We start from the raw sequence: 24,152 nt of genomic DNA on the forward strand, positions 1-24,152 counted from the left end.
GCAACCCCTCATGTCCGAGATGCTGCGCGCCCCCGCCGAGGTCACGTACGCCGACGAGCTGGATTTCCTGGAGTCGGTCGACACCGGCCCGAAGCCGTTCTCGTGGCGTCTGAGCCCGCGCATGGTCCGGCTGTTCGTCCTCGGCTCGGAGCGGGCCGACGGCCTGTCCCGGGAGATCCCGCAGAAGTGGTTCGGCGACCGCAGTTTCGTCGAACGGGCCATCGTCACCCTCGCCTCGGACCGGGGCCTGCTGCTCATCGGCGATCCCGGCACCGGCAAGAGCTGGCTGGCCGAGCTGCTGGCCGCCGCGATCTGCCGCAACTCGACACTGGTCGTGCAGGGCACCGCGGGCACGACGGAGGACCACATCAAGTACTCGTGGAACGTCTCCATGGTGATCGCCAAGGGTCAGTCCCGCGAGTCGATGATCCCGTCACCGATCATGACGGCGATGGAGCGTGGCGTGGTCGGGCGTTTCGAGGAGCTGACCCGCTCCACGAGCGACGTGCAGGACGCCCTGATCTCGATCCTGTCCGAGAAGTACGTCGCCATCCCCGAGCTCGACCAGGACAACATCGTCTTCGCCCAGCCCGGCTTCTCGATCATCGCGACCGCCAACAGCCGGGACCGGGGCGTCAACGACCTGTCCTCGGCGCTCAAGCGGCGGTTCAACTTCGTGCGGATTCCGGTGGTGACGAACAAGCGCAGCGAGGCGGAGATCGTCCGGTTCCGCACGGAGGAGCTGCTGCGCCGGCACCAGATCGAGCTGGACGTGCCCCCCACCCTGCTGGACATCCTGTTGCAGAGCTTCGCCGACCTGCGCGCCGGCGCCGCCGCCGCGACAAGCGACGAGGAGAAGTTGGAGTCGGCGCTGTCCACCGCCGAGCAGATCGGTGTGCTGGAGGACGCCATCCTGCACAGCCAGTTCTTCGGCGACCGTACGCTGCGCGCGGCGACGCTCGCCGGGTCGCTGGTCGGGTCGCTGGCCCGGCGCAGCCCGGAGGACCTGGCGATTCTCAACAAGTACCTGCACGGCGTGGTGGAGCCTCGGGCCCGCAAGGACGACGACGGGTGGGCAGGCTTCCTCGACGGCGGTCGTCAGGCGATCGCGTCCCTGTCGTGACCGCGTCCACCGTCGCCGGCCCGTTCGGCGCGCTCCGCGGGCAGCTGACCGACGCGGCGGCCGCGTTCACGGGCTCCGCCGACGCGCTCGGCGCGATCCTCGCCGGCATCGTCGACGACGTCGACCGGGCGCTCGGCGAGCGACTGGAGATCTTCCCGGTCTGCCACCACTCACCGGCTTCCGCGCTGGCAATGGTGCGCCGACTGCGGGCCAAGCAGCCCCGGGTGATCTACCTGGAGCTGTGCGAAGATCTCCAGCCACTGCTCGGGGAGCTGCGCAACTGCCGTCTGCCCGTCGCGGTGCAGGCGTTCGCGTCGGAGCTGTCCGGCTTTCCGGCCGACTGGGGGCCGCTCAGTGTCGTCGCGCCGGTCACCGAGGCGTCGGCGGAGTACCAGGCCATCGCGTACGCGCTGGAGACCCCCGGGGTGGAGCTGGTGCTGGTGGACCGCTCCACCGACCACGTCTTCCAGTGGTCACCGCGCGACAGGCAGACCGACGAGAGCGGCGCGGCCGGGCCGACCGACGAGAGCGGCGCGGCCGGGCCGGCTGCCACCGGCGAGGAGTCCGGGCTGCACGGCGATGCCGTCGGGGTGGAGATCGGCGACCTGCGGCCCGGGTTCGCGGAGCTGGAGGCGTACCTGCTGCACCACGGCAAGGTGCGGCACTGGTCGGAGTGGTGGGACCAGTACGTGGAACGCCCGCTGGCCGATGCCGACCACGACACCTACCGGCAGGTGATGGTGCTGATCGGCAGCCTGTTCCGGCGGCTGCGCCCGACCGGCTCGGATCGGCTGGACCGCGACGAGGACCGCGAGCGGTACATGTGGACGCGGATGCGTCAGCACCTCGCCACTTCCGGCGTCGACCCGGCCGACTGCCTCTACGTCTGCGGCGCGTTCCACGCCGCCAGCCGGGTCGAGCAGTTCGGTCTGGACTCCACAGCGGCCGACTTCGAGATCACGCCGCGTACCGACACGCGCTGGCGGTACGGGCTGATCCCGTCCAGCCACTCCGCGATCGAGGCTCAGTTCGGGCTGGCGCCGGGCTCGGTGTCGATCGCGGCGGCGACCTGGACGAAGGCGGTGAGCAGGCACGGGCTGTCCCCGTACCGGCTGGACGGTCAGCGCACCGCGACCAGCCGGGGGCGGCGGGGCCGGGCCACGACGGCGCCCTCCCCCGCCGGGCCGGTCAGCGACCGGCTCACCGGCTTCCTCGTCGCGGCGCCCGACCTGGACGGCCTGGACGAGGCGGAGCTGCGCGGCTGGTGCGTGGACATCGTCCGGCTGGCCCGGCGCAACGGATACCTGGCCAGCACCGCCGACGCGATCGCCGTCTTCGAGACCTCGGTCCTGCTGGCCGGCCTGCGCAACCGGGCCCGGCCCACCCCGTACGACTTCGCCGACGCGGCGGTCACCTGCATCGAGAAGGACGTGGTGCCCGGCCGGCGCGACGTTCGCCGGCTCTGCGAGATCCTGCTGGGCGGCGACCGGATCGGTCAGGTCGGCTACGACGCCCTGCCGCCGCTGGCCCGTGACGTGCTCGATCGGCTTCAGCCCCTCGGCCTGGCCCTGGAGAAGCGGACGGTGCAGCGGGCGCTGCTGGATCTGGCCGCCCAGCCGGAGTTGGGCCGCTGCTCGGACCTGCTGTGGATCCTGCGGCACCTGCTGCCACGGGCCGCGGTCCGCCCGATCATGGGCGAGCGGCGGCTCGGGCACCGCTCGGTCCAGGAGAGCTGGGACCTGGCGCTCGGCCGCCACCAGCGGGCGCTGATCGAGCTGGGCTACGAGGGCGTGACAGTCGAGCAGGTCCTGGAGCAGCGACTGCGGCGGGCGGTACGCGGCCCCGACGCCACCGCCTCGGGCGCGCTGGCCGCGGTCGAGGACGCCATCCGGCTGCTCGACAGCCCCCGCCTGGTCGACGAGTTGGGGGCGCGTGCGGTGGACCTGCTCGCCGCCGAGCGCACCGTCGACGACGCCCCGGACGTGCTGCGTCGCATCCGGCGCCTGCTGGCCCACTACCGGGCCACCGCGCCGACCCTTCCGCCCTGGTGCGCGGCATTCGTGACCACCGGGTACGCGCACTACTGCACGCTGCTGCCGACCGCCATCGCCGCCGAGGAGACGGGGGCCCGGCAGGTTGGCGCGATGCTCGGCTTCCTGTTCTCCATGGAGGGTCTGGCGCTGTCGCTGGGCTGCGACAGGTCCCAGTTGGAGTTGGCCGTCGGGCAGTCGCACCCGACGGCGCCGGCGAAGGTCGCCCTGCTCTGGGCCGGCCAACACCAGCTCGGCCTGCTGCCGCTGGCCGAAATGCGGGCCCGGTGTGCCGAGCTGCTGGCAAACCCGCTGGTGGTGCCGGCCTTCCCGCAGTATCTGGCCGGGTTCGTGCACGCGCTGGAGCCGGTGCCCACGCTGGCGCCGTTCGTCGTCGAGACGATGTCCACGGCCTTCGCCCGGCTACCCGACCCGGTCCTGCTGCCGTGGCTGCCGACCCTGATCACGACACTGCGGGACCAGGGGCCGGAGCTCGTCCCGCTGCTGATCCGCGAGGCGGGGCGCACCTTCCCGGAGGCGCTTCCGGAGCTGGATTCCTGGGTGCCGCCGTGGGTCGCGTCTCCGCCTCGGCCGGGACCGGGCGACAAGCACGTCGCCGCCGCGCCACCACGGCGGGTGGGCGTCCTCCTCGCCGCGCATCCGGAGGCGGTCGACGCGATCGCCGCACTGCTCGGACACGACGGCGGGTGGCTTCCGGTCACCGACGCCCCGGCCGCTCCGGGCGGTGTCGCCGATCCGGGCGGTGTGGCCGGGGCGGGCGGTGTGGCCGGGGCGGGCGGCGTGGCCGGGACGGGCGGCGTGGCCGGGACGGGCGGCGTGGCCGCGTTGTTGGCCACGCATCCGGACACGCTCGAGGCGATCGCTGTGCGGGTGGTGGGCCAGGCGTGAGCGCGCCGACGGCGGGTAGGCAGCGGCCCGGCGGCATGTCGACACCCGCCGGGCAGGAGGCTTTCGATGAGCACGTACCGGGATGATCAGGGCGACCCGATTCCCCCTCCGGAGGCGGACGCCGCCGAGCAGCGGCAGGACGCGTTCGACGTCGGTCCGCCGGACCGGATGTCCGGCGACATCGACCCGGAGGCGTCCGAGGCCGACCTGGCCGAGCAGGGCGCCCTGCCGGCGGGCACGCTCGAGGAGGTCACGTCGCTGCCGGCCGACGCCAACGCGGCGGACGCCCTCGAACAGCGTCAGGAGATCCCCGCACGCGACGAGGGCCGCCGCACCTGAGCGCGCCGGTCGCGGCCCGGCCGGGCCGCGACCGGCGGGTGGATCGCGTCCGGGCCGACCGGCTCAGCCGGCAGCGCCAACCAGCCGGCCCAGCCGGCGACGGCGACCAGCCGGTTCAGCCGGCAGCACCGACCAGCCGACTCAGCCGTCGACGACCTGCCACAGCAGGAACGCGTTGAGCGCGACGACGAGGACGGCCACCAGGGCCGCCGCGGTGGTGGTGAGCGGGTGGTTGACGAGGTTGCCCATGAGGTCGCGGCGGCGGGTGAAGGCGACCACCGGGATCAGCGCGAACGGGATGCCGAAGCTGAGGATGACCTGCGACAGCACCAGTGCTCGGGTGGGGTCGAGGCCGATGGCGAGCACGGCCAGCGCGGGCGCGAGGGTGACCAGCCGACGTAGCAGCAGCGGGACCCGACGGCGCAGGAAACCCTGCATGATCACCTCGCCGGCGTAGGTGCCGACGCTTGTGGAGGCCAGCCCGGAGACCAGCAGGGCGACAGCGAACCCGAACGCGGCCGCGGTGCCGATGCTCTGGCCGAGGCCGGCGTGCACCCCCTCCAGGCTGTCGGCGCCCACCGGGCCGCCGCCCCGGAAGCTGGCCGCGGCGATCAGCAGCATGGCGAGGTTGACCGCGCCGGCCGCCGTCAGGGCCAGCAGCACATCGGTGCGCTGGCCACGGAAGAGGGTACGGCGCTCGGCGTCGTCGGTCGCGGGGATGCGGTCACGGGTCAGCGCGGAATGCACGTAGATGACGTGCGGCATGACCGTGGCGCCGAGGATTCCGGCAGCCAGCAGCACGCTGTCGGTGCCCTGGAGCCGGGGTACCAGGCCGGCCATCGCGGAGCCCGGGTCGGAGCCGGCGGCGAGCAGGTTGGCCGCGAAGGCCAGCACTATGACGCCGAGCAGCACGGCGATGGCGATCTCGAACGCGCGGAACCCGCGCGAGCGCAGGGCGAGCACGACGAACGCGGCGCCGCCGATGATGAGCCCGCCGGGCAGCAGTGGAATGCCGAAGAGGAGGTACAGGGCGACCGCGCCACCGATCACCTCGGCCAGGTCGGTGGCCATCGCGACGAGTTCGGCCTGCACCCACATCATCCGGTTCACCGGGCGGGGCAGGCGCTCGCGGCACAGCTCGGGCAGGCTGCGGCCGGTGGCCAGGCCCAGCTTGGCGGTGAGGGTCTGCACCAGCATGGCCATCAGGTTGGCCACGACCACGACCCAGACGAGCAGGTAGCCGTAGCGGGCGCCGGCTGCCGAGTTGGTGGCGAAGTTGCCCGGGTCGACGTACGCGACCGCGGCGACGAACGCCGGCCCGAGCAGGATCAGCCGCCCGCGTACCCGGCCCCGGGCGCGGGCGACCTGCAACGGCGTCGCCGTCGGCGTCGTGAGTTCGTTGGTGACCATCGAGCACCTTCCCCTCCGCAGGGATCGCGTGCCCGTTCCCTTCCCGGGCGGTTGACCCGTCGGTGCCAATCCCTGGCCCGGTGGTGCCAGGGCGGACAGCCGCTTGACAGCGGGCGCGCTCCACACCAAGCTGTCTATTAGTCCTACTGTCGTAGGACAACAGGAAGGATCATCACGAGTGATCGAGTTCGTACTGGACAGCCGGTCGAAGGTGAACACCTACATGCAGCTCGTGCAGCAGGTGAAGCAGGCGCTGCGGGTCGGCCTGCTCGCACCCGGCGACCAGCTGCCGAAGGTCCGGGACGTCGCCCAGTCGTTGGCGATCAACCCGAACACGGTGCTCAAGGCGTACCGGGAGCTGGAGATCGAGGGTCTGGTCGGCGGCCGACCGGGGGTGGGCACGTTCGTGCAGCGCACCCTGGCCGGCGCTTCCCTGCCCAACCAGGCCGAGCTGCGCGACGACCTCGTGGCCTGGCTGCACCGGGCGCAGGCCGCCGGCCTCACGGCCGAGGACGTCGTCGCCCTGGTGGAGACCACGCTGCGCGCCACCCTCACCGACGACACCCCACAGAAGGAGCCCGCATGAGCGGGCGAGCGCAGCGAGCACGCGCCGCGACGAGAGGACAGAGGATGGACATGGTCTTGGAGGCCGACCGGCTGGGCAAGCGGTACGGCAGGACGTGGGCGCTACGGGACTGTTCGCTGCACCTGCCTGCGGGCCGGATCGCCGCGCTGGTCGGGCCCAACGGGGCGGGCAAGAGCACGTTGCTGCACATGGCCGTCGGGCTGCTCAAGCCCGACGAGGGCGCGGTGCGGGTGTTCGGCAGGTCGCCGTACGGCGACACGGAAGGGCTGGCCGACATCGGGTTCGTCGCCCAGGACACCCCGCTCTACCGGGACTTCACCGCCGCCGAGCTGGTCGTCGCGGGCGGCAAGCTGAACAGGCGGTGGGACGCGACGCTGGCCCGGACCCGGCTGGCGCAGCTCGGCATCCCGCCCGACAAGCCGGTCGGCAAGCTCTCCGGCGGGCAACGGGCCCAGGTGGCGCTCGCTCTGGCGCTGGCCAAGCAACCCCGACTGCTGCTGCTCGACGAGCCGGTGGCCAGCCTCGATCCGCTGGCCCGGCGGGAGTTCCTCCAGTCGCTGATGGGCAGCGTCGCGGACTCCGGGACCACAGTCCTGCTCTCCTCACACCTGCTGGCCGACCTGGAGCGCGTCTGCGACTACCTGATCGTGCTCAACGCCGCCCAGGTGCAGCTCACCGGCTCGGTCGACGACCTGGTGGCGGCACACCGGCAGCTCGTCGGCCCACGGCACGACGGCGGTCAGATCGGTGGCGTCGCGCACGTCGTCCGGGCCAGCCACACCGACCGGCAGTCCACGCTGCTGGTCCGCACCGACGGCCCGGTCACCGACCCGGCCTGGACGGTACGCGACGTCAGCCTGGAGGACATCGTCCTGGCCTACCTGGCCGATGGCGTCACGCAGACCAGTCACAGCGAGTGGGGAGTGGCGGCATGATCTGGCTGACCTGGCGGCAACACCGCAAGCTGGCGTTCTACACCCTCCTGGGGCTGGCGGTGCTCGCCGCCGTGCTGGTGCCGATCGGCCTGTCGATGCGGCACACCTTCGCCGACCTCGGGCTGGCCGAGTGCCTACACCCGTCCGCCCTCAGCGAGGCTGCCGCGCAGACCTGCGATGTGAGCCTCCGCCGTTTCAGCGACAGGTACGACAAACTGAACCTGGTGGCGGTGCTGCTGATCACCCTTCCGGTGCTTGTCGGCCTGTTCTGGGGCGCACCGCTCGTCGCTCGCGAGGTGGAGCAGGGCACGCACCGGTTCGTCTGGACCCAGGGCGTCGGCCGCACCCGCTGGGCCCTGGTGAAGTTCGGGCTGGTCGGCGGGGCCGTCGTACTCCTCGCGGCCGGCTACGGCCTCGGCGTGTCGTGGTGGGTCGACCCACTCACCAAGGCCGCGCACGAGGGCCGACTCGGCGTGATCGTCTTCGACCTGCAGGGCATCGTGCCGATCGGCTACACCCTCTTCGCCGTGGCGCTCGGCATCTTCGCCGGCACCATCTTCAAGCGGATGCTGCCCGCCATGGGCATCACCCTGGCCGGGTTCATCGGCGTACGGGCAGCGGTGGAGATGCTGGCCCGACCGCACTACCAACCAGCCAAAACCCAGACGTTCCCGATCGAGGGCAACGGGATACCGGAGGGAGACCGGGGCAACTGGGTCCTCGCCGTGGGAATCCGGAACCCCGACGGAACGATGGTCGCGGAGAACACCAGGATCCAGTGCCCGCCCGGCGGCAAGGGGCCGGACGGTCGGGTCTGCGGTGCCGACTTGGGCCTCAAACCGGGCGCGTACAACTGGGAGATGTATCAGCCGGCGGACCGGTTCTGGCTGTTCCAGGGGATCGAGACGGGCATCTTCGTCGCCCTGGCCGTGCTCCTGCTCTACCTCGCCATTCGTCGGGTGCGTCGGATCGCGTAGCCGACGACTGGTGATCGCCGGAGCCACGGGGGCCCCGGCGATCACCCGTCGGCGCAGACCCTCGGTGGCCTCAGCGGCCCAGCCGTCGGTACCGGGTGACCGAGAGCGGCAGGAAGATCCCCACCAGCACGATCGGCCAGACCACCGCCAGCCACGGGTAGTGCTGCGCCGCCCACGACTCACCGGTCCAGCCGGGGTTGCCGAACAGTTCCCGGGCGGCACCGACGGTCGCCGACAACGGGTTCCACGCGGCCACCGCACCGAGCCAGGCGGGCATGGTGGACGGTGCGACGAACGCGTTGGACAGGAAGCCCAGCGGAAACTCCAGGGTCTGTACGGCGACCACGGCCGTCTGACCCCGGGTGACCAGGCCGAGGAAGATGCCGACCCAGACCAGTGCGAACCGCAACAGCAGGATCAGGCCCACGGCGCCAAGGGTGGCACCGGCACCGCCGTGTGGCCGCCAACCGATCGCGAGACCGGTGAGCAGCAGCACCGCGAGGGTGACCAGGGCGAACAGCATGTCGGCCACCGCACGGGCGACAAGCGGGGCCAGCGGCGAGACGGGCATCGACCGGAGCCGGTCGGTCACCCCACGGTCCAGGTCCTCGGCGACGGCGGTCGTGGTCAGGCTGATGCCGAACACCATCGTCATCACGAAGATGCCGGGCATCAGGAACTCGCGGTAGCTGCCGCCGTCGGGCACCTGCAACGCGCCGCCGAACAGGTACGCGAATATCAGCACGATCAGGATGTTGAAGCCGAGCGAGGCGATCAGCGGCCCGGGATCGCGGCGCCAGCGCGCGAGGCCGCGCCAGGTCAGCGTGCTGCTGTCGCCCAGAAGGGTGGGACGGCCGGGCGTCAGGTCCACCGGCGGGAGCGCCGCGACGCTCGAGGCGGTCACGCGGCGGCCTCCTCGGCGACCGGCGCCCCGTGGCCGGTCAGGTGCAGGAACACCTCGTCCAGCGTGGGACGGCGAAGCGCGACGTCGGCGATCGGAACCCGCGCGGCGTCGAGCGCCCGCAGCACCTCGATGAGCGCACCGGGCTGGTGCCCGACCTGGACGCTCACCGACCGTCGGTCCGGGTCGACGGTCGGGTCCGCGCCGACCACCTGACGCACCTGCCCGACGGCGGCGGCGAGGTCGGCGGGATCCGCGATGACCATGTCGATGCGGTCACCGCCGAGCCGGTCCTTGAGGTCGTCCGGAGTGCCCTCGGCGATCACCCGGCCGGCGTCGACCACCGAGATCCGGTCGGCCAACTGGTCGGCCTCGTCCAGGTGCTGAGTGGTGAGCAGGACTGTGGTGCCGGCGCGCGCCAACTCCCGGACCGACTCCCACACCTCGTTGCGGCCGCGCGGGTCCAGCCCCGTCGTCGGCTCGTCGAGGAAGAGCACCGCGGGAGCCAGGATCATCCCGGCGGCCAGGTCGAGCCGCCTGCGCATGCCCCCGGAGTACGACGTGACCGGCTGCCCGCCCGCCTCGACGAGGCCGAACCGCTCCATCAGCTCGTCCGCCCGTCGTCGGGCCCGGTGGCGGCCCAGGTGGAACAGTCCACCGAAGAGGACCAGGTTCTGCCGGCCGCTGAGCGCCTCGTCCAACGCGGGGTGCTGCCCCACCAGCCCGATGCGGTAGCGCACCTGGTCGGGCTGGCGGGTCACGTCGAACCCGGCGACCTCGGCCCGACCCCCGTCCGGACGGAGCAGGGTGGACAGGATCCGCACCGAGGTGGTCTTGCCCGCACCGTTCGGGCCGAGCAGGCCACACACCTCGCCCGGGCGCACCCGCAGATCGAAGCCGTTCAGCGCGTTCCGGTCCCGGTAGCGCTTGCGCAGCCCTTCCGCCACTATCGCGTCACCACTCGTCATGCCGCTCTCCCTCTCCGCCATCGACCGCTCCACTGCCGTACATTGTACGACAGCATGTACGGCAGTGAACGCCCTCGATCAGACGGGCCGAACCGACGGCTTCAGGGGGCGGTGCTATCGGGGCGAGGCGTGCGGGACCAGCAACCCGAGCAGCGGGACCACGCGACGAAGAAGACCAGAGAGAGCGGAGACAGGGTCGCTCCCACGGCTACGCCGGCTCGGCCGCCCCCGCCTGGCCCACGACCCCGACGTTGAGCGGATCGGCCAGGAGTTTGTCGAACGCCAGCTCGGCGGCGCCGATCAGGACGGCGTCGCGGCCGAGCGCCGCCGCGCGCAGCCGGAGGTGCTCGCGGGAGGCGGGCAGCGGCATGGCGTCCAGCCGCCGCCGCACCGTGTCCACGCCGGCGATGAAGATGTCGCGCAGCGAGCCACCGAACACCACGGCGTCGGGATTGACCACGTTCACCAGGTTGGCGACGCCGAAGCCGAGCCAGTCGGCGACCTGCTCGACGGCGCGCAGGGCGGTCGGATCGCCTTCCGCCGCCGCGCGCAGCACCTCGGTCACGGCGGCGCGGTCGTCGGGGTCGCGGCCGGCGTGCCGCAGGAGCGCGGCCTCACCGATCTCGGTCTCCCAGCAACCACGTGAGCCGCAGCCGCACGGCAGCCCGTTCGGGTTGACGACCATGTGGCCGACCTTGCCGCTGTGGCCCCGGTGGCCGATCATCAACCGGCCGCCGACGACGATGCCGGCGCTGATGCCCAGGTCGCCGTGCAGGTAGATGAGATCGTCGATGCCCGGGGCGACGCCCCGGATGTGCTCGGCCAGGCCCGCGATGTCGGCGAGGTCGCCGGCCACGAAACCCGGCCCGGAGGTCAGTTCGGCATCGAGGGCCACGCTGAGGCCCTCGTCGACGCCGACGATCCGGAGCGTGCCGTCCGCGTCGCGGGTGGTGTCGGTGACGGCTACCGCTCCCCCGACCAGCAACGCGTCGGAGGCGACGCCGCGTTCCATGTCGCGCACCAGGTCGGCGAGCGGACCGACGGCGTCGACCGCCGACATGCCACCGGGACGGGCCACCTCGCGCAGGTCGAGGATGCGACCGCCGAGGCCGACCCGGGCCGCCCGCAGCCGGTCCGCGTCGATGCTGAGCGCGTGTGCGTAGACCCGGTCGGAGCGGGGGCTGACCACGAGGGAGGGGCGGCCGGCCCGCCGAGCGGTGGTCGGCGCCTCCTCGGTGACGAGTCCGCTGGCGGTCAGGTCGGCGGCGAGGGCGCCGATGGTGCTGCGGTTGAGGCCGAGGCGGCTGGTCAGCTCGGCCCGTGACGTCGGCCCGTGCAGGTGCACGTAGCGCAGCACGGCGCCGAGGTTCTGCCGTCGGATCTCCTCCTGGCTCGCGCCCGGGACCGGGGGCAGCGGGGAGTCGGGGTTACGGCCGGCGCCGGCTGGCCTGGACCGTACGGGTGTCTCCACGGTCAGACCTCCTTCCGGATCGGTGCCGGGTGGGCGAGGCGGCGCGGACGACGATGGGTCCCGGAAGAGGAGATCCGGGACCCATCGGCCTTGCTGCCTACCGCGTGCGTGATTACTTGGTGAGCGGCGCGAGCTTCGGGTCGTTCGCGTACGCCTCGGCCGCGTTCGCCTTGGTGACGGCGACCGGCGGGAGCAGGAACGTGTCCACGACCTTGCTGCCGTTGTTGTAGGACTTGGTGTCGTTCACCTGCGGGGCGTTACCGGCCTGGAGAGCCTTGACCATGTTGATGGTCTCCTTCACCAGGTTGCGGGTGTCCTTGTTGATCGTCATGTACTGCTCACCCTTGACGATCGACTTGACCGACTCCACCTCGGAGTCCTGGCCGGTGACGACCGGGATCTGCTTGCCAGCGCCCTTGACCGAGGTCAGGATGGCGCGGGCCAGGGTGTCGTTCGGGGAGAGGACGCCGTCGAGCGACTTGGTGCCGTAGGTCGAGGTCAGCAGCTGGTCCATGCGGGCCTGCGCACCCTCGGCCTTCCAGCCCTGGATGGCGGTCTGCTTGACGTCCTTCTGACCCGAGGCGACGACGACGTTGCCCTTGTCGATCTCCGGCTTGAGCACGCTCATCGCGCCGTCGAAGAAGACACCTGCGTTGTTGTCGTCCGGCGAGCCGGAGAAGAGCTCGATGTTGTACGGGCCGTTCGGCTTCTTGGCCTTCATGCCGTCCAGCAGGGCCTGGCCCTGGAGCTGGCCGACCTTGAAGTTGTCGAACGCGACGTAGTAGTCGAGGTCCGGGGTGTTCTTGATCAGGCGGTCGTACGCGATGACCTTCACGCCGGCCTGGTGCGCCGCGGCGACCTGGGTCGACAGCTGCGCGGCGTCGGTCGCGCCGATGACGATGACCTTGGCGCCCTTGGTGACCATGGCGGTGATCTGGGCCTGCTGGTCGGCGACAGTGGTCGACGCGCCGGCGTACTGCACGTCACCCTGGAAGCCGGCCTCCTTGAGACCGTTGGTGAACAGGTCACCGGCGAGAACCCAGTTCTCGGAGGTCTTGGCCGGCAGGGCGACACCGATCAGGGAGTTCGCCGCGAAGCCCTTGGCCTCGCCACCGGAGCTGCCGGAGTCGCCGTCACGGCCGGAGCCGCAGCCAGCGAGGGCCAGCATGGCGGCGGCGCCGACAGCGACCACCGACGTGCCGAAGAATTTACGCATGGTGAGGACTTGCCTTTCTGGAAGTGGAACGGGGTGGAGAGGTCGGTGACCGTCAGCCGGACACCGCTGCCTTGGCGGGCTCGCGCTCCGCGTCCGGCGGTGAGGCGGGTGGGACGGAGCCTTCGCGGCGGAACGGCCGCATCAGGCTCCCGATGATCGAGAAGCGGCCCTGGCTCTTGTTGTAGACGTCGACCGCGACGGCCAGCAGCAGGACCAGGCCCTTGATGATCTGGACCTTGTCGGTGCCCACGCCTTCGAGCTGGAGGCCGTTGTTGAGCACGGCCATGACGAGACCACCGACGATCGAGCCGCTGATGGTGCCGATACCGCCGGCGACTGCCGCGCCACCGATGAAGACCGCGGCGATGGCGTCCAACTCCCAGCCGTTGCCGTCCTGCGGACCGGAGGCCGCCGAACGGGCCACGAAGATCATGCCGGCCAGCGCGGCCAGGACGGACATGTTCATCATGACGAAGAAGTTGACCCGCTTGAGCTTCACGCCGGACAGCTCGGCCGCCCGGGAGTTGCCGCCCACCGCGTAGATGTGCCGGCCACCGGCCGTGTTGCGGGTGTAGAAGGAGTAGGCGATCACCAGCACCAGCAGGATGATGCCGGAGATCGGGAAGCTGGTGCCCACCCGACCGCTGGCGAAGCGCAGCGCCGCGAAGGCGATCACGCCGACCATGACGGCCATTCGCAGGACCGAGATCCACATGGGCGCCGGGTCGGCGTCCATGGCCCGACGGGTCTTACGGGCCTGCAGCTCGCGCCACACCACTGCCACCGCGGCGGCCAGGCCGAGCAGCAGCGTCGCGTTGTTGTAGCCGGTGTTCGGGCCGAACTCGGGCAGGAACCCGGAGCCGATGTCCCGGAAGCCCTCCGGCACCGGAATGCTCTGCGCGTTGCCGATGAACTGGTTGCCGCCGCGGAAGAGCAGCATGCCGGCCAGGGTGACGATGAACGCCGGCACCCCGATGTAGGCCACCCAGAACCCCTGCCAGGCGCCGATGACCGCGCCGATGGCGAGGCCGAACACGATGGCGAGGGGCCAGGGCAGATCCCACTCGGTCATCGACTTGGCGACCAGGATGCCGGTGAAGGCCGCGACCGAGCCGACCGACAGGTCGATGTGCCCGGCGACGATCACCATGAGCATGCCGATGGCCAGGATCAGGATGTACGAGTTCTGCTGGAACAGCGCGATCAGGTTGTCCGAGCGCAGCGTCAGCCCGTTGGTCCAGATCTGGAAGATCAGGACGATCGCCACCAGGGTGAAGATCATCCCGAACTGGCGCGCGTTGGAGGTCGTACCTCCAAACAGATTCTTCTGAAGGTCCTTGATACGGCTCATCGGGAGGCCAACTTCTTCGTCGAGGTCATCTGCTTCATGAGGTTTTCCGGGGTGGCGTCCGCCCGAGCGATCTCGCCCGTGATGGCGCCCTCGAACACGGTGTAGATGCGGTCGCAGAGCCCGATCAGCTCAGGCAACTCCGAGGAGATGACGACGACGCCCTTCCCCTGGTCGGCGAGCCGCTGGATGATGCCGTAGATCTCGTACTTGGCGCCGACGTCGATGCCGCGCGTCGGCTCGTCGAGGATCAGCAGGTCCGGGTCGGTGAACATCCACTTCGCCAGCACGACCTTCTGCTGGTTGCCGCCGGAGAGCTTCGAGACGCCCTCGTCGACAGTCGGGGCCTTGGTCCGCAACTCCTTGCGGTACGCCTCGGCCGCCTGGTACTCCTCGACCTCGTTCAGAACGCCGCGGTGCCGGATCTTGGACAGCTTGGCGGCCACCGTCGACGTCTTGATGTCGTCGAGCAGGTTGAGGCCGATCGCCTTACGGTCCTCGCTGACGTACGCGAGCCCGTTGTCGATCGCGTCCGCGACCGACTTCAGGACGATCTCCTTGCCGTCCTTGATGATCGTGCCCGACTCGTACACCCCGTAGGAGCGGCCGAAGACGCTCATCGCGAGTTCCGTGCGGCCCGCGCCCATGAGACCGGCGAAGCCGACGATCTCGCCGCGGCGCACCACGAAGCTCTCGTTCTTGCAGACCTGCCGCTCGGCGGAGATCGGGTGCCGGACGTTCCAGTCGCGGACCTCGAAGAAGACGTCACCGATCTTCGGGGTGTGGTCCGGGAACCGACTGCTCAGCTCACGGCCGACCATCCCCCGCACGATCCGGTCCTCGTCGACCCCGTCCGCCTTGACGTCGAGGGTCTCCACGGTCCGGCCGTCGCGCAGGATGGTGATCTGGTCGGCGATCGCCTCGATCTCGTTCAGCTTGTGCGAGATCATGATCGAGGTGATGCCCCGCGAGCGGAACCCGCGCAGCAGGTCCAGCAGGTGCTTGGAGTCCGACTCGTTCAGCGCCGCCGTCGGCTCGTCCAGGATGAGCAGCTTCACGTCCTTGGCGAACGCCTTGGCGATCTCCACGAGCTGCTGCTTGCCGACACCGATGTCCTTGATCAGGGTGTCCGGGTCCTCCTGGAGGCCGACCCGGGCCATCAGGTCGAGCGCCATCCGGTTCGCGGCCTTCCAGTCGATCGCGCCCCGCTTGCGCGGCTCGTTGCCGAGGAAGATGTTCTCGGCGATCGACATGCCCGGGATGAGCGCCAACTCCTGGTGGATGATCACGATTCCGGCGTTCTCACTGGCCCGGATGTCGGAGAACCTGCTCTCCGACCCCTGGTAGATGATCTGGCCGTCGTAGCTTCCGTACGGGTAGACCCCGCTGAGGACCTTCATCAGCGTGGACTTGCCCGCACCATTCTCGCCGCAGATGGCATGGATCTCGCCGGCGCGAACCACCAGGTTGACGTCGGAGAGGGCCTTGACTCCGGGGAACTCCTTGGTGATGGAGCGCATCTCAAGGAGGGTGGGCACGTCGTTCATCGCTCGTACCACCTCGCCAACGTCATCGTTGCCTCCGGAAGGTTGAACCTTCACTTGGTTTTGTTGTTGACGGCAACGTATTGCGGTGAGCAGGCCATCCGCAAGGCGAGGGACTGTTGAAAATGTAACAATCCGGCAATATAGACGAAGCAGAGTATTCGCCCGTCACGGCCACCCCCGCAGCCCCTCCTGGCACCATGGCCTGCCGGTGGCAACGTTGTCAAATGCGCTGCCGCACCATGATCAGCTTTGGTCGCTGCCATCAGGCCCACCACCAGGGATGATCCGGCGCGGCCCGACGACGGTAAGCCTACCCGCGAGTACGAAACTATCGGCAAGTCTTGATCAAGCGACACCGCCGGCACCACGCCGAGGACACGACGACCACCCTCGGCCAGGGGTGTGACCCACGCCTCTTTCCGACAAGGGGATCGACGGCAGTCATCGGGCCACGCCCGCCACCAGCGAACGGATCAACGACTGAACGTCCCTTAAGTGTGGATCAGGCCCCAACGAGCACTGTGCGCCGGCCTCTCAGCTCGGGCGCAGCACCGCCTTGATCACCCCGTTCTCCCGGCGGTCGAAGCTGCGATACAACTCGGGCGCGTCGGCGAGGGTGCCGTGGTGGGTCACGATCACGCTGGGCCGGGCGCGACCGGCCACGACCAGGTCACGCAGCAGCACTGTGTAGCGGCGGTCGTGCGTACGGCCGAACCGGACCGCTACGCCCTTGCCGAACAGCGTCCCCCACGGCGCGACCAGATCCTCGCGGGCGCTCGCGCCGGGCCGGGGGTGCAGGTCCTTGTCCGGGTAGACGCCGGCGACCCCGATCGAGCCGGCCGGGTTGACCAGCCGGGCCGCGTCGGCGATGACCTGGTCCGGGCGCTCCTGGTCGGGCCGCTCGCGGTCGCGCGCCTGGAACCCGACCGCGTCGATGACCCGGTCGATCCCGCCCAGCTTCTCCTCGCCGAGGGGCAGGCCGGCACGCGCGCGGTCGGCACGGATCTGCTCGACCGGATCGCCGAGGCGGAAGTCGACAGGAACCGCCCCGATCTCGCCGGCCTTGTCGAGGCGGGCGTCGACGCCGTCGACGCAGTAGACGACCCGCGCGCCCCGCAGCAGCGCCGCGTACGCGCCGAGCAGGCCGATGGTCCCGGCACCGAACACGGCCACGGTGTCGCCGGCCTCCACTCCGGCGAGGGTGGCCGCGGCGTGCCAACCGGTGACGAACGCGTCGGCGAGCAGCACGAAGTCGTCCTCGTACGCGTCACCCGGCTCCCCCGGCACGGGCACGCAGTTCGCGTCGGCCCACGGCACGCGCAGCAGGTCGGCCTGAGCGCCCCGGTACGGGCCCATCCCGGCGTAGCCGTACGCGGCGCCCGGCCCTTCGGCCCGCGCCCGCAGGCAGGCGGCCGAGAGACCACGGGCGCACATCACGCAGGTGCCGCAGAACAGGTGCGTGGGAATCACCACGCGGGTGCCCGGACGCACGGTCTGCACCGCCGAGCCGACCTCCTGCACCACGCCCAGCGGTTCGTGACCGAGCACCAGCCCGGGGTCGGCGCCGGTGCGCCCGTCGTACATGTGCAGGTCGGTGCCGCACAGCGCGCTGGACGTGATCCGCACGAGCGCGTCGGTCGGGTCCTCCAACGTCGCGTCGGGCACCTCCCGCACCGCGACGGTCCGGACGTCCGCGTAGACGACGGCTCTCATCCCGACTCCCCTTCCGGTGGTGGAGTGCCGGTCTTCCCCCCGCCGGGTGGTTCATGCCGGTGTCGGCCGTCCGACCACCCGGTCAGCCCATCGAGCGGACCCGGTCGGCCTCGATGACGAGGATGACCCGAACCTGGTCGCGACCGCCGAACCACGGGTACGGCCCACCGAGCTAGCGCTGCGCCAGCCGCTCGACGCGCGCGGCCGCGCCCTCGGCGCGACGTAGCATCGGCGAGGCACGATGTCAGGCGCACCATGTCACCGACCGGATCGGGCACCCTGGACATGACGACCGAGCAGACCGTCGCACCATCGCGTACCGGCGTCGCCATCGTTGCCGACGGCCTGGGCCAGACTGTCCGAGGTGGACGGCGCATCCTGGACGACATCTCGCTGACCGTCGCGCCGGGTGAGCTGGTCGCGGTCATCGGGGTCAGCGGCGCCGGCAAGACCACCCTGCTGGAGACGCTGGCCGGGGTCCGCCGACCGGCGGCGGGCACCGTGGCGTACGACGGGAGCGCCGCGCCGGGCGCGGTCGGATTCGTCCCGCAGGACGACATCATCCACCGCGAGCTACCGCTGGCCCGCACCCTTCGCTACGCGGCGCGGCTGCGCCTGCCCTCCGGGACCGGCTCGGCCGAGGCGTCGCGCCGGGTCGCCGAGGTGCTCGCCGACCTGCGGCTCAGCGAGCGGGCCGACGTGCCGGTGGGTCGCCTCAGCGGCGGCGAGCGCAAACGCGCCAGCATCGCCGTCGAGCTGCTGACCCGACCCGGCGTGTTCTTCCTCGACGAGCCCACCTCCGGGCTGGACCCGGCGATCGCCGTGGACCTGCTCCGGGTGCTACGCACCCTCGCCGACGCCGGGACCACAGTCGTGCTCACCACCCACCAGGTCACCGACGTGGACCGTTGCGACCGCGTGGTCGTGCTCACGCGCCAGGGCCGGTTGGCGTACGCCGGCACGCCCGCCGCCGCCCGGGAGTTCTTCGGCCTGCGCTCCCTCGCCGAGGTGCACCTGCGGCTCGACGAGGAGTCCGACCCGGCCGGGTGGCCCGAGCGCTTCGCCGCGTACCGCGACGCCGACCCGGCCGACGCCACGGTCGGCCCGGATGCGACCGGCCCGTCCCCCGCCGGGGATGCTCCGGACCCGACCGATGCCCCGGGCACGACCGACGACCTGGGCGGAACTGCGCGGCGGGTCGGCCGGTTGCGCCAGTGGCTGGTTCTCGCCGCGCGCAACGCGGAGATCATCGCCCGCAACCGGCTGACGCTGGCGATCCTGCTCGGCTCGCCGCTCATGGTGCTCGGCATGTTCGCGCTGCTGTTCCGCCCCGGCGCCTTCGACCCGGCCAGCCCCCGCCCGACAGTCACCGTGATGATCCTGTTCTGGATCGCGTTCGGTGGCTTCTTCTTCGGGTTGACCTACGGGCTGCTCCAGATCTGCACGGAGTTGCCGATCCTGCGCCGGGAGCGGCTGGCGGGTGTCCGGCTGCTCCCGTACCTGCTGGCGAAGGTCGCGGTGCTGCTGCCGCTGCTCGCCCTGGTGGACCTGGCCCTGCTCGGGGTGCTGCGCGGCATGGACCGGCTGCCACCGGTCGGCGGCGGCGACTTCGCCGCCCTGTACGCGACCCTGCTGCTCTCCTCGGCGGCCGCGCTCGCGCTCGGCCTGCTCTGCTCGGCGGCCGTCTCCGACGCCGCCCAGGCGACGCTCATGCTGCCGATGCTGTGCTTCCCGCAGGTGCTGTTCGTCGGGGCGATCCTGCCGGTGCCGGCCATGGCGGCCGGTGGCCGGTGGCTCAGCTACGCGATGTCGAACCGGTGGGCGTTCGAGGGGTTGGGACACACCGCCGGCGTGGAGCGGCTGTGGCGCGACGGCGGCTCGCCGCTCGGTCCGCCGCTTCTGCAGACGTACGGCGACAGCTTCTCCCGGCCGGTGTGGGTCGACTGGCTGGTGCTCGGCGGGTTCGTGCTGCTCTTCCTCGCCGCGACCTGGGTGGTGCTGCTGGGTCGGGAGGCCCGCCGTGCGTCCTGAGCAGAGCCCGGCGCCGTCCCCGGCGGCTCTGCCCGGGTACGCCGGCACCGCCCGGATCGACGAGCTGCGGGCCACCGAGTACCGGCACCTCGACCGGCACGGCCAGGTCTACCTCGACTACGCCGGCGCCGGCGTGACCGCGCAGGCTCAGGTGCGGGCGCACCACGACCGCCTGCTCGCGAGCCTCTACGGCAACCCGCACTCGGAGAGCCCCACCAGCGCGGCGACCGGTTCGCTTGTGGAGTCGACCCGGCGGGCGGTGCTCGACTTCTTCCACGCCGACCCTGCCGAGTACGTGGTGGTCTTCACCCCTAACGCCAGCGGTGCCTGTCGACTGGTCGGCGAGGCGTACGACTTCGACCAGGGCCTGTCGTTCGCGCTGACCTGGGACAACCACAACTCGGTGAACGGCATCCGGGAGTACGCCCGGGCGGCCGGCGCCCCGGTGCGGTACGTGCCGCTGAGCGGGCCGGAGCTACGGGTCGCCGAGTCCGACCTGGTCACGGTGCTCGAGGCCGGGCGGCGAGAGCCGTCTGGTCGCCGTGGCCTGTTCGCGTACCCGGCGCAGAGCAACTTCTCCGGGGTGCAGCACCCGCTGGACTGGGTCGCGCTGGCCCACCGGCACGGCTACGACGTGCTGCTGGACGCCGCCGCGTTCGCCGCGACGAACCGGCTGGATCTGCGGTCCGTTCGACCCGAGTTCGTCTGCCTGAGCTGGTACAAGCTCTTCGGCTACCCGACCGGTGTCGGCGCATTGCTGGCCCGCCGCGACGCGCTGGCCCGGCTACGCCGGCCGTGGTTCGCCGGCGGCACCATCCGCGCGGTGAGCGTGCAGGGCGACTGGCACCGCTCGATGGACGACGAGTCGGCGTTCGAGGACGGCACGCTCAACTTCCTGAGCATCCCGGACGTGGAGTTCGGGCTGCGGTGGCTCGACTCGATAGGCGTGGAACTCGTGCACACCCGGGTAGGTCTGCTCACCGAGTGGCTGTTGGGCCGCCTGACCGCGCTGCGGCACCGCAGCGGCGAATCGTTGGTGCGGGTGTACGGGCCGACGACGGGTGTGGGTCGGGGCGGCACTGTGACGTTCAACCTCCTGCGCCCGGACGGCTCCCCGGTCGACGAGCGGCTGGTCGCGCGGGAGTCCGCGGCGGCAGGCTTCTCACTGCGGACCGGCTGCTTCTGCAACCCCGGCGCCGGTGAGGGCGCGTTCGAGATCAGCGGGACCTCGTTGCGGCGCGGGCTGCTCGCGCGCGTCGACACGATCGACGAGTACCTCGGCGCGCTGCGGTTGCCGACAGGTGGCGCGGTCCGGGTCTCGTTCGGCCTGGCCTCCAACGCCTCCGACGCGGAACGCTTCCTCGCCTTCGTCGAGGCGTCCTACCTCGACCGGGAGGCCGGCACCGAGCTACCGCTGCCGCCTCGGCTGCGGTGCTGACACGCCACTTGGGCCAGACGGCCTGCGCCGCCGACGCGCTCGTGGGCTAGGCGGTCTGCGCCACCGACGCGGGACGGTGCTTGATCTCCTCCATGAACGCGAAGCGGGCGGTCAGCCCGGCGAGCGTCAGCCCGGCCCGCCAGGCCGCGGCCACCTGGGCGACCTGGACGAGGTCCATGCAGTCGCCGCGTGCGAGGACCTCACCCGCGGACCGGAGGTCGAGCATGAAGTAACGGGCCTGCGAGCCCAGCCCGACGCAGACGACGCCCTGGTCGGAGTGCAGCTCGGCGCAGGTGAACCGACTGCGCCCCTGCTCGGGGGCGGTCACCCGCCCGACATCGAGCTGGTGGCGGGCAGCGGTCTCGATGAGCGCGGGGGCGAGGCCACCCCGCTCGACCAGATCCGGGTAGAGGCGCACACCCAGCGCCGTCGACGCGTCGCTCATGACTGACTCCCACTTCCTTGTGACAGAGACCAGCAGCACGCAGGTTACGGGGAGGTTTCCTGCGAACCTCGTCATCCTGTCCCGCGTGGACGCTCCACGGCAATAGGAAGTGTCGATTCGACAGCTTTCGAGGGGTGCGATCCTCCGGTAACGGACTGTCGCCGCATTGGAAACACTCTTGACAGAAACCCGTTAAATCGACATGCTTCGTTGCAGAGAGCGCTCTCTGTCTCTCCGGCGCCGCCACCTCCGCCACCTGCTCGCTGAGGAGCCTCCCGTGTTCACAACCCGTTCCGCACCACGCCTGCGGCCCCTCGCCCTCGCGGCGGTCGCCCTCGTCACCACCCTCGCCTCCCTCACCCTCCCGGGCCAGTCCGACCGGGCCGAGGCCGCCATCGGCCCGCTCACCTGGCAGGACGAGTTCAACGCCCCGGCCGGCACACCCGTCGACCAGGGCAAATGGCGCTTCGACACCGGCGGCGGCGGCTGGGGCAACAACGAGCGGCAGTACTACACCAACAGCACCAGCAACGCGGTGCACGACGGCCAGGGCAACCTCGTCATCACCGCCCGCCGGGAGAACCCGGCCAACTACCAGTGCCACTACGGTCGCTGCGAGTACACCTCGGCACGACTGCTGACGGCGGCGACCTTCACCCAGACGTACGGCCGCTTCGAGGCCCGCATCAAGATCCCGCGCGGCCAGGGCATCTGGCCAGCGTTCTGGATGCTCGGCACCGGCGGCGGGTGGCCCGACGCCGGCGAGATCGACGTCATGGAGAACATCGGCCGGGAGCCGAACACCGTCTACGGCACGGTGCACGGGCCCGGCTACTCCGGCAGCGGCGGCATCACCGGCAGCCGGAGCATCGGCGGCCCGCTCGCCGACGGCTTCCACGACTACCGCGTTGACTGGGAGCCGAACGCGATCACCTGGTACCTGGACGGGGTGCAGTACCACCGGGTCGACCCCGCCCGGCTCGGCGGCAACCGGTGGGTGTTCGACCACCCGTTCTTCATGATCCTCAACGTGGCGGTCGGCGGTAACTGGCCCGGCTACCCGGACGGGTCCACCCAGTTCCCCCAGCAGATGCTCGTCGACTACGTCCGGGTGTCGAGCTACACCTCCGGCGGCGGCGACCCGACGCCCGGCACGACCCGGATCCGGGGGGCGCAGAGCGGGCGCTGCGTCGACATCCCGAGCGCCAACCCGGTCGAGGGCGCCAAACTGCAGATCTGGGACTGCAACACGACCGCGGCGCAGGCGTGGACGTTCGCCTCCGACGGCACCGTCCGCGCGATGGGCAAGTGCATGGACCCGGCCTGGGCCGGCACCGCCAACGGCACCGAGGTCAACCTGGTCAGCTGCAACGGCAATCCGGCCCAGCGCTTCACCCTCAACAGCGCGGGCGACCTGGTCAATCTCAGCGCCAACAGGTGCGTGGACGTGCGGGACGCCAACCCCAACAACGGCGGCAAGCTGCACCTGTGGGACTGCCTCGGCGCGGCCAACCAGAAGTGGTCCCGCTTCTGACGAGGCCACCGCGAGCGAGCGGGCCGTCCGAGACCAACTCGGGCGGCCCGCCCGTCGTGTGCGGTGACCGCGCACCCGGGGAGCCGGATTCGGCCGATGAAGCGGGCGGCCGCTTTGCGCCCGCTATGTTCGGTTTAATCCGGATGCAGCCGTTACGGGAGTGAGCCCATGTCGCACCATCTCGACACCCCCCTCGCCGCCCAGGGCGGTCAGCTCTACATCGACGACCTGTACGTCTTCAACGGCGACCGCGCCACCGTGTTCGTCATGGACGTCAACAGCTCGGTGACCAAGGCCGACATCAAGCGCGGCTTCCACGCCGAGGCCCGCTACGAGTTCAAGATTCACTTCAACGGCTCGGACCTGGAGGAGTTGACCTACCGATTCGCCTTCGGTGAGCCGGACGGCAACGCCACGCAGACCCTGGAGCTGTACGAACTCGCCGGCGCGGACGCCCGTGACGACGCCGCCATGGGCACTCCCATCGCCCAGGGCAGGACCGGCGAGATGACGACGGGCCAGCGCGTCCGGATCTGGGCGGGCCGGATCACCGACCCGTTCTACATCGACCTCGACGAACTCGCCACGATCAACGGCGCGGTCAAGAACGGTGCGAAGGTGGACCGCTCGGCGTGGCGGGTCGACCAGGCCAAGAACAGCTTCGCCGGCACCACAGTCGAGTCGATCGTGCTGGAGGTCTCCCACGACGAGCCGCTGCTGCGCGAGGGCACCGAGATCGGCGTCTGGTGCCGGACCCTGCTGGCCACCGACGCGGGCGGGTGGCGGCAGATCAACCGCGCGGGCCACCCCATGATGTGGCCCGTCTTCTGGCCGCACGACACCGACTTCTCGGACCCGGCGAACTTCCGGCATCCCCGCCAGGACCTCCCCGAGGACGGGGAGGAGATCGCCAATGCGGTCGCCGGGGTCGTCGCGGCCAACGGCACCGCGCCGGACCCGCAGGCGTACGGCTGGAGCGTCGCCCGGACGCTCTACCCGGACGTGCTGTCGTACACGGTCGGCACTGCCGCCAACTACGGCTTCGCGGTGCACAACGGCCGCACCATGGCCGACAACGCGCCCGAGGTGATGTTCTCCCTGATCCTCAACACCGGGACCACCTCGGGCCTCACGCCCGACGTCACGAAGGCCGCACGCGCCGACGCCTTCCCGTACGTCGTCCCGGCGTGACGCATCCACGGCGTCGGCCTCGCCGGCGCGCCCGGCGAGG

At 71.1% G+C, this 24,152-nt stretch carries 18 protein-coding genes and 1 pseudogene; 10 read left to right on the forward strand and 9 right to left on the reverse strand.

The features are described 5' to 3' along the window. Positions 1-10 precede the first annotated feature (10 nt). The 3 genes and pseudogenes from ACLQ26_RS06310 to ACLQ26_RS06320 all read left to right on the forward strand — a co-directional run bounded on the left by ACLQ26_RS06310 (position 11) and on the right by ACLQ26_RS06320 (position 4,401). The gene (locus ACLQ26_RS06310) at positions 11-1,123 is read left to right on the forward strand and encodes an ATP-binding protein (RefSeq protein ID WP_425743522.1); all 1,113 of its coding nucleotides are present in this window, start codon (positions 11-13) and stop codon (positions 1,121-1,123) included. Then, positions 1,120-3,864 (forward strand): annotated as a pseudogene (locus ACLQ26_RS06315) (DUF5682 family protein); the annotation flags it as partial. The gene ACLQ26_RS06310 and the pseudogene ACLQ26_RS06315, both read left to right, overlap by 4 nt. A gap of 264 nt (positions 3,865-4,128) precedes the next feature. Next, on the forward strand, positions 4,129-4,401 hold the full coding sequence (locus ACLQ26_RS06320; RefSeq protein ID WP_425743523.1) for a hypothetical protein: 273 nt from the start codon (positions 4,129-4,131) through the stop codon (positions 4,399-4,401). Between the two features lie 141 nt (positions 4,402-4,542). Here the strand turns inward: ACLQ26_RS06320 and ACLQ26_RS06325 are convergent, their stop codons facing one another. Further along, a complete protein-coding gene (locus ACLQ26_RS06325) occupies positions 4,543-5,811 on the reverse strand; it encodes an Nramp family divalent metal transporter (protein WP_425743524.1) in 1,269 nt (422 codons plus the stop codon). A 178-nt stretch (positions 5,812-5,989) separates the two neighbouring features. Here ACLQ26_RS06325 and ACLQ26_RS06330 point away from each other — a divergent pair, with 178 nt between their 5' ends. Genes ACLQ26_RS06330 through ACLQ26_RS06340 form a run of 3 tightly spaced genes read left to right on the forward strand, consistent with a single transcriptional unit; the run spans position 5,990 to position 8,309 of the window. Continuing rightward, positions 5,990-6,397 (forward strand): GntR family transcriptional regulator, encoded by a 408-nt coding sequence (locus ACLQ26_RS06330; protein ID WP_007457663.1) that lies wholly within the window; start codon positions 5,990-5,992, stop codon positions 6,395-6,397. A 44-nt stretch (positions 6,398-6,441) separates the two neighbouring features. Further along, a complete protein-coding gene (locus tag ACLQ26_RS06335) occupies positions 6,442-7,332 on the forward strand; it encodes an ABC transporter ATP-binding protein (RefSeq protein WP_425743525.1) in 891 nt (296 codons plus the stop codon). Beyond that, a complete protein-coding gene (locus tag ACLQ26_RS06340) occupies positions 7,329-8,309 on the forward strand; it encodes an ABC transporter permease (protein ID WP_425743526.1) in 981 nt (326 codons plus the stop codon). The genes ACLQ26_RS06335 and ACLQ26_RS06340 overlap by 4 nt, the downstream gene beginning before the upstream one ends. 70 nt (positions 8,310-8,379) lie before the next feature. Here ACLQ26_RS06340 and ACLQ26_RS06345 read toward each other — a convergent pair whose 3' ends face one another. From ACLQ26_RS06345 to ACLQ26_RS06375, 7 genes are all read right to left on the reverse strand, one after another. Further along, on the reverse strand, positions 8,380-9,213 hold the full coding sequence (locus ACLQ26_RS06345) for an ABC transporter permease (RefSeq protein WP_425743527.1): 834 nt from the start codon (positions 9,211-9,213) through the stop codon (positions 8,380-8,382). Beyond that, the gene (locus tag ACLQ26_RS06350) at positions 9,210-10,178 is read right to left on the reverse strand and encodes an ATP-binding cassette domain-containing protein (protein ID WP_425743528.1); all 969 of its coding nucleotides are present in this window, start codon (positions 10,176-10,178) and stop codon (positions 9,210-9,212) included. The genes ACLQ26_RS06345 and ACLQ26_RS06350 overlap by 4 nt, the downstream gene beginning before the upstream one ends. A 208-nt stretch (positions 10,179-10,386) precedes the next feature. Continuing rightward, positions 10,387-11,649 (reverse strand): ROK family transcriptional regulator, encoded by a 1,263-nt coding sequence (locus tag ACLQ26_RS06355; protein WP_425743529.1) that lies wholly within the window; start codon positions 11,647-11,649, stop codon positions 10,387-10,389. Between the two features lie 112 nt (positions 11,650-11,761). Then, positions 11,762-12,865 (reverse strand): substrate-binding domain-containing protein, encoded by a 1,104-nt coding sequence (locus ACLQ26_RS06360; protein ID WP_425743530.1) that lies wholly within the window; start codon positions 12,863-12,865, stop codon positions 11,762-11,764. A 52-nt stretch (positions 12,866-12,917) separates the two neighbouring features. Continuing rightward, positions 12,918-14,216, reverse strand: a complete 1,299-nt coding sequence (mmsB, locus tag ACLQ26_RS06365) for a multiple monosaccharide ABC transporter permease (protein ID WP_425743531.1) — start codon at positions 14,214-14,216, stop codon at positions 12,918-12,920. Continuing rightward, on the reverse strand, positions 14,213-15,760 hold the full coding sequence (gene mmsA / locus ACLQ26_RS06370) for a multiple monosaccharide ABC transporter ATP-binding protein (RefSeq protein ID WP_425743532.1): 1,548 nt from the start codon (positions 15,758-15,760) through the stop codon (positions 14,213-14,215). The genes mmsB and mmsA overlap by 4 nt, the downstream gene beginning before the upstream one ends. Before the next feature lie 534 nt (positions 15,761-16,294). Continuing rightward, entirely contained in the window at positions 16,295-17,473 is a 1,179-nt protein-coding gene (locus ACLQ26_RS06375) for a glutathione-independent formaldehyde dehydrogenase (protein ID WP_425743533.1), read from the reverse strand. A 255-nt stretch (positions 17,474-17,728) separates the two neighbouring features. On the opposite strand from ACLQ26_RS06375, the gene ACLQ26_RS06380 reads away from it, so the two are divergent. Further along, positions 17,729-19,504, forward strand: coding sequence for an ATP-binding cassette domain-containing protein (locus ACLQ26_RS06380; protein WP_425743534.1), 1,776 nt, complete (start codon positions 17,729-17,731; stop codon positions 19,502-19,504). Continuing rightward, positions 19,494-20,942 carry an aminotransferase class V-fold PLP-dependent enzyme gene (locus tag ACLQ26_RS06385; protein WP_425743535.1) on the forward strand — a complete coding sequence of 483 codons (1,449 nt, stop codon included), beginning with the start codon at positions 19,494-19,496 and terminating at the stop codon, positions 20,940-20,942. Before ACLQ26_RS06380 ends, ACLQ26_RS06385 begins: the two co-directional genes overlap by 11 nt. A gap of 46 nt (positions 20,943-20,988) precedes the next feature. On the opposite strand, the gene ACLQ26_RS06390 is transcribed toward ACLQ26_RS06385, so the two are convergent. Beyond that, positions 20,989-21,387, reverse strand: a complete 399-nt coding sequence (locus ACLQ26_RS06390) for a hypothetical protein (RefSeq protein WP_425743536.1) — start codon at positions 21,385-21,387, stop codon at positions 20,989-20,991. 277 nt (positions 21,388-21,664) lie between these two features. Here ACLQ26_RS06390 and ACLQ26_RS06395 point away from each other — a divergent pair, with 277 nt between their 5' ends. Beyond that, on the forward strand, positions 21,665-22,921 hold the full coding sequence (locus ACLQ26_RS06395) for a family 16 glycosylhydrolase (protein ID WP_425743537.1): 1,257 nt from the start codon (positions 21,665-21,667) through the stop codon (positions 22,919-22,921). A gap of 168 nt (positions 22,922-23,089) precedes the next feature. Next, a complete protein-coding gene (locus ACLQ26_RS06400; RefSeq protein WP_425743538.1) occupies positions 23,090-24,112 on the forward strand; it encodes a DUF4331 family protein in 1,023 nt (340 codons plus the stop codon). The last annotated feature ends 40 nt before the right edge of the window (positions 24,113-24,152 follow it).

Source organism: Micromonospora sp. DT43 (assembly GCF_049841645.1).
Taxonomy (GTDB): domain Bacteria; phylum Actinomycetota; class Actinomycetes; order Mycobacteriales; family Micromonosporaceae; genus Micromonospora.

Excerpts from the sequence above, each read along its gene's own strand:
- ACLQ26_RS06360 (WP_425743530.1), bottom strand. The coding sequence starts at position 12,865 with ATGCGTAAATTCTTCGGCACGTCGGTGGTCGCTGTCGGCGCCGCCGCC.
- ACLQ26_RS06340 (WP_425743526.1), top strand. The coding sequence starts at position 7,329 with ATGATCTGGCTGACCTGGCGGCAACACCGCAAGCTGGCGTTCTACACC.
- ACLQ26_RS06350 (WP_425743528.1), bottom strand. The coding sequence starts at position 10,178 with ATGACGAGTGGTGACGCGATAGTGGCGGAAGGGCTGCGCAAGCGCTAC.
- ACLQ26_RS06375 (WP_425743533.1), bottom strand. The coding sequence starts at position 17,473 with ATGAGAGCCGTCGTCTACGCGGACGTCCGGACCGTCGCGGTGCGGGAG.
- ACLQ26_RS06380 (WP_425743534.1), top strand. The coding sequence starts at position 17,729 with ATGTCACCGACCGGATCGGGCACCCTGGACATGACGACCGAGCAGACC.
- mmsA (WP_425743532.1), bottom strand. The coding sequence starts at position 15,760 with ATGAACGACGTGCCCACCCTCCTTGAGATGCGCTCCATCACCAAGGAG.
- ACLQ26_RS06310 (WP_425743522.1), top strand. The coding sequence starts at position 11 with ATGTCCGAGATGCTGCGCGCCCCCGCCGAGGTCACGTACGCCGACGAG.
- mmsB (WP_425743531.1), bottom strand. The coding sequence starts at position 14,216 with ATGAGCCGTATCAAGGACCTTCAGAAGAATCTGTTTGGAGGTACGACC.
- ACLQ26_RS06400 (WP_425743538.1), top strand. The coding sequence starts at position 23,090 with ATGTCGCACCATCTCGACACCCCCCTCGCCGCCCAGGGCGGTCAGCTC.
- ACLQ26_RS06325 (WP_425743524.1), bottom strand. The coding sequence starts at position 5,811 with ATGGTCACCAACGAACTCACGACGCCGACGGCGACGCCGTTGCAGGTC.
- ACLQ26_RS06335 (WP_425743525.1), top strand. The coding sequence starts at position 6,442 with ATGGACATGGTCTTGGAGGCCGACCGGCTGGGCAAGCGGTACGGCAGG.
- ACLQ26_RS06390 (WP_425743536.1), bottom strand. The coding sequence starts at position 21,387 with ATGAGCGACGCGTCGACGGCGCTGGGTGTGCGCCTCTACCCGGATCTG.
- ACLQ26_RS06320 (WP_425743523.1), top strand. The coding sequence starts at position 4,129 with ATGAGCACGTACCGGGATGATCAGGGCGACCCGATTCCCCCTCCGGAG.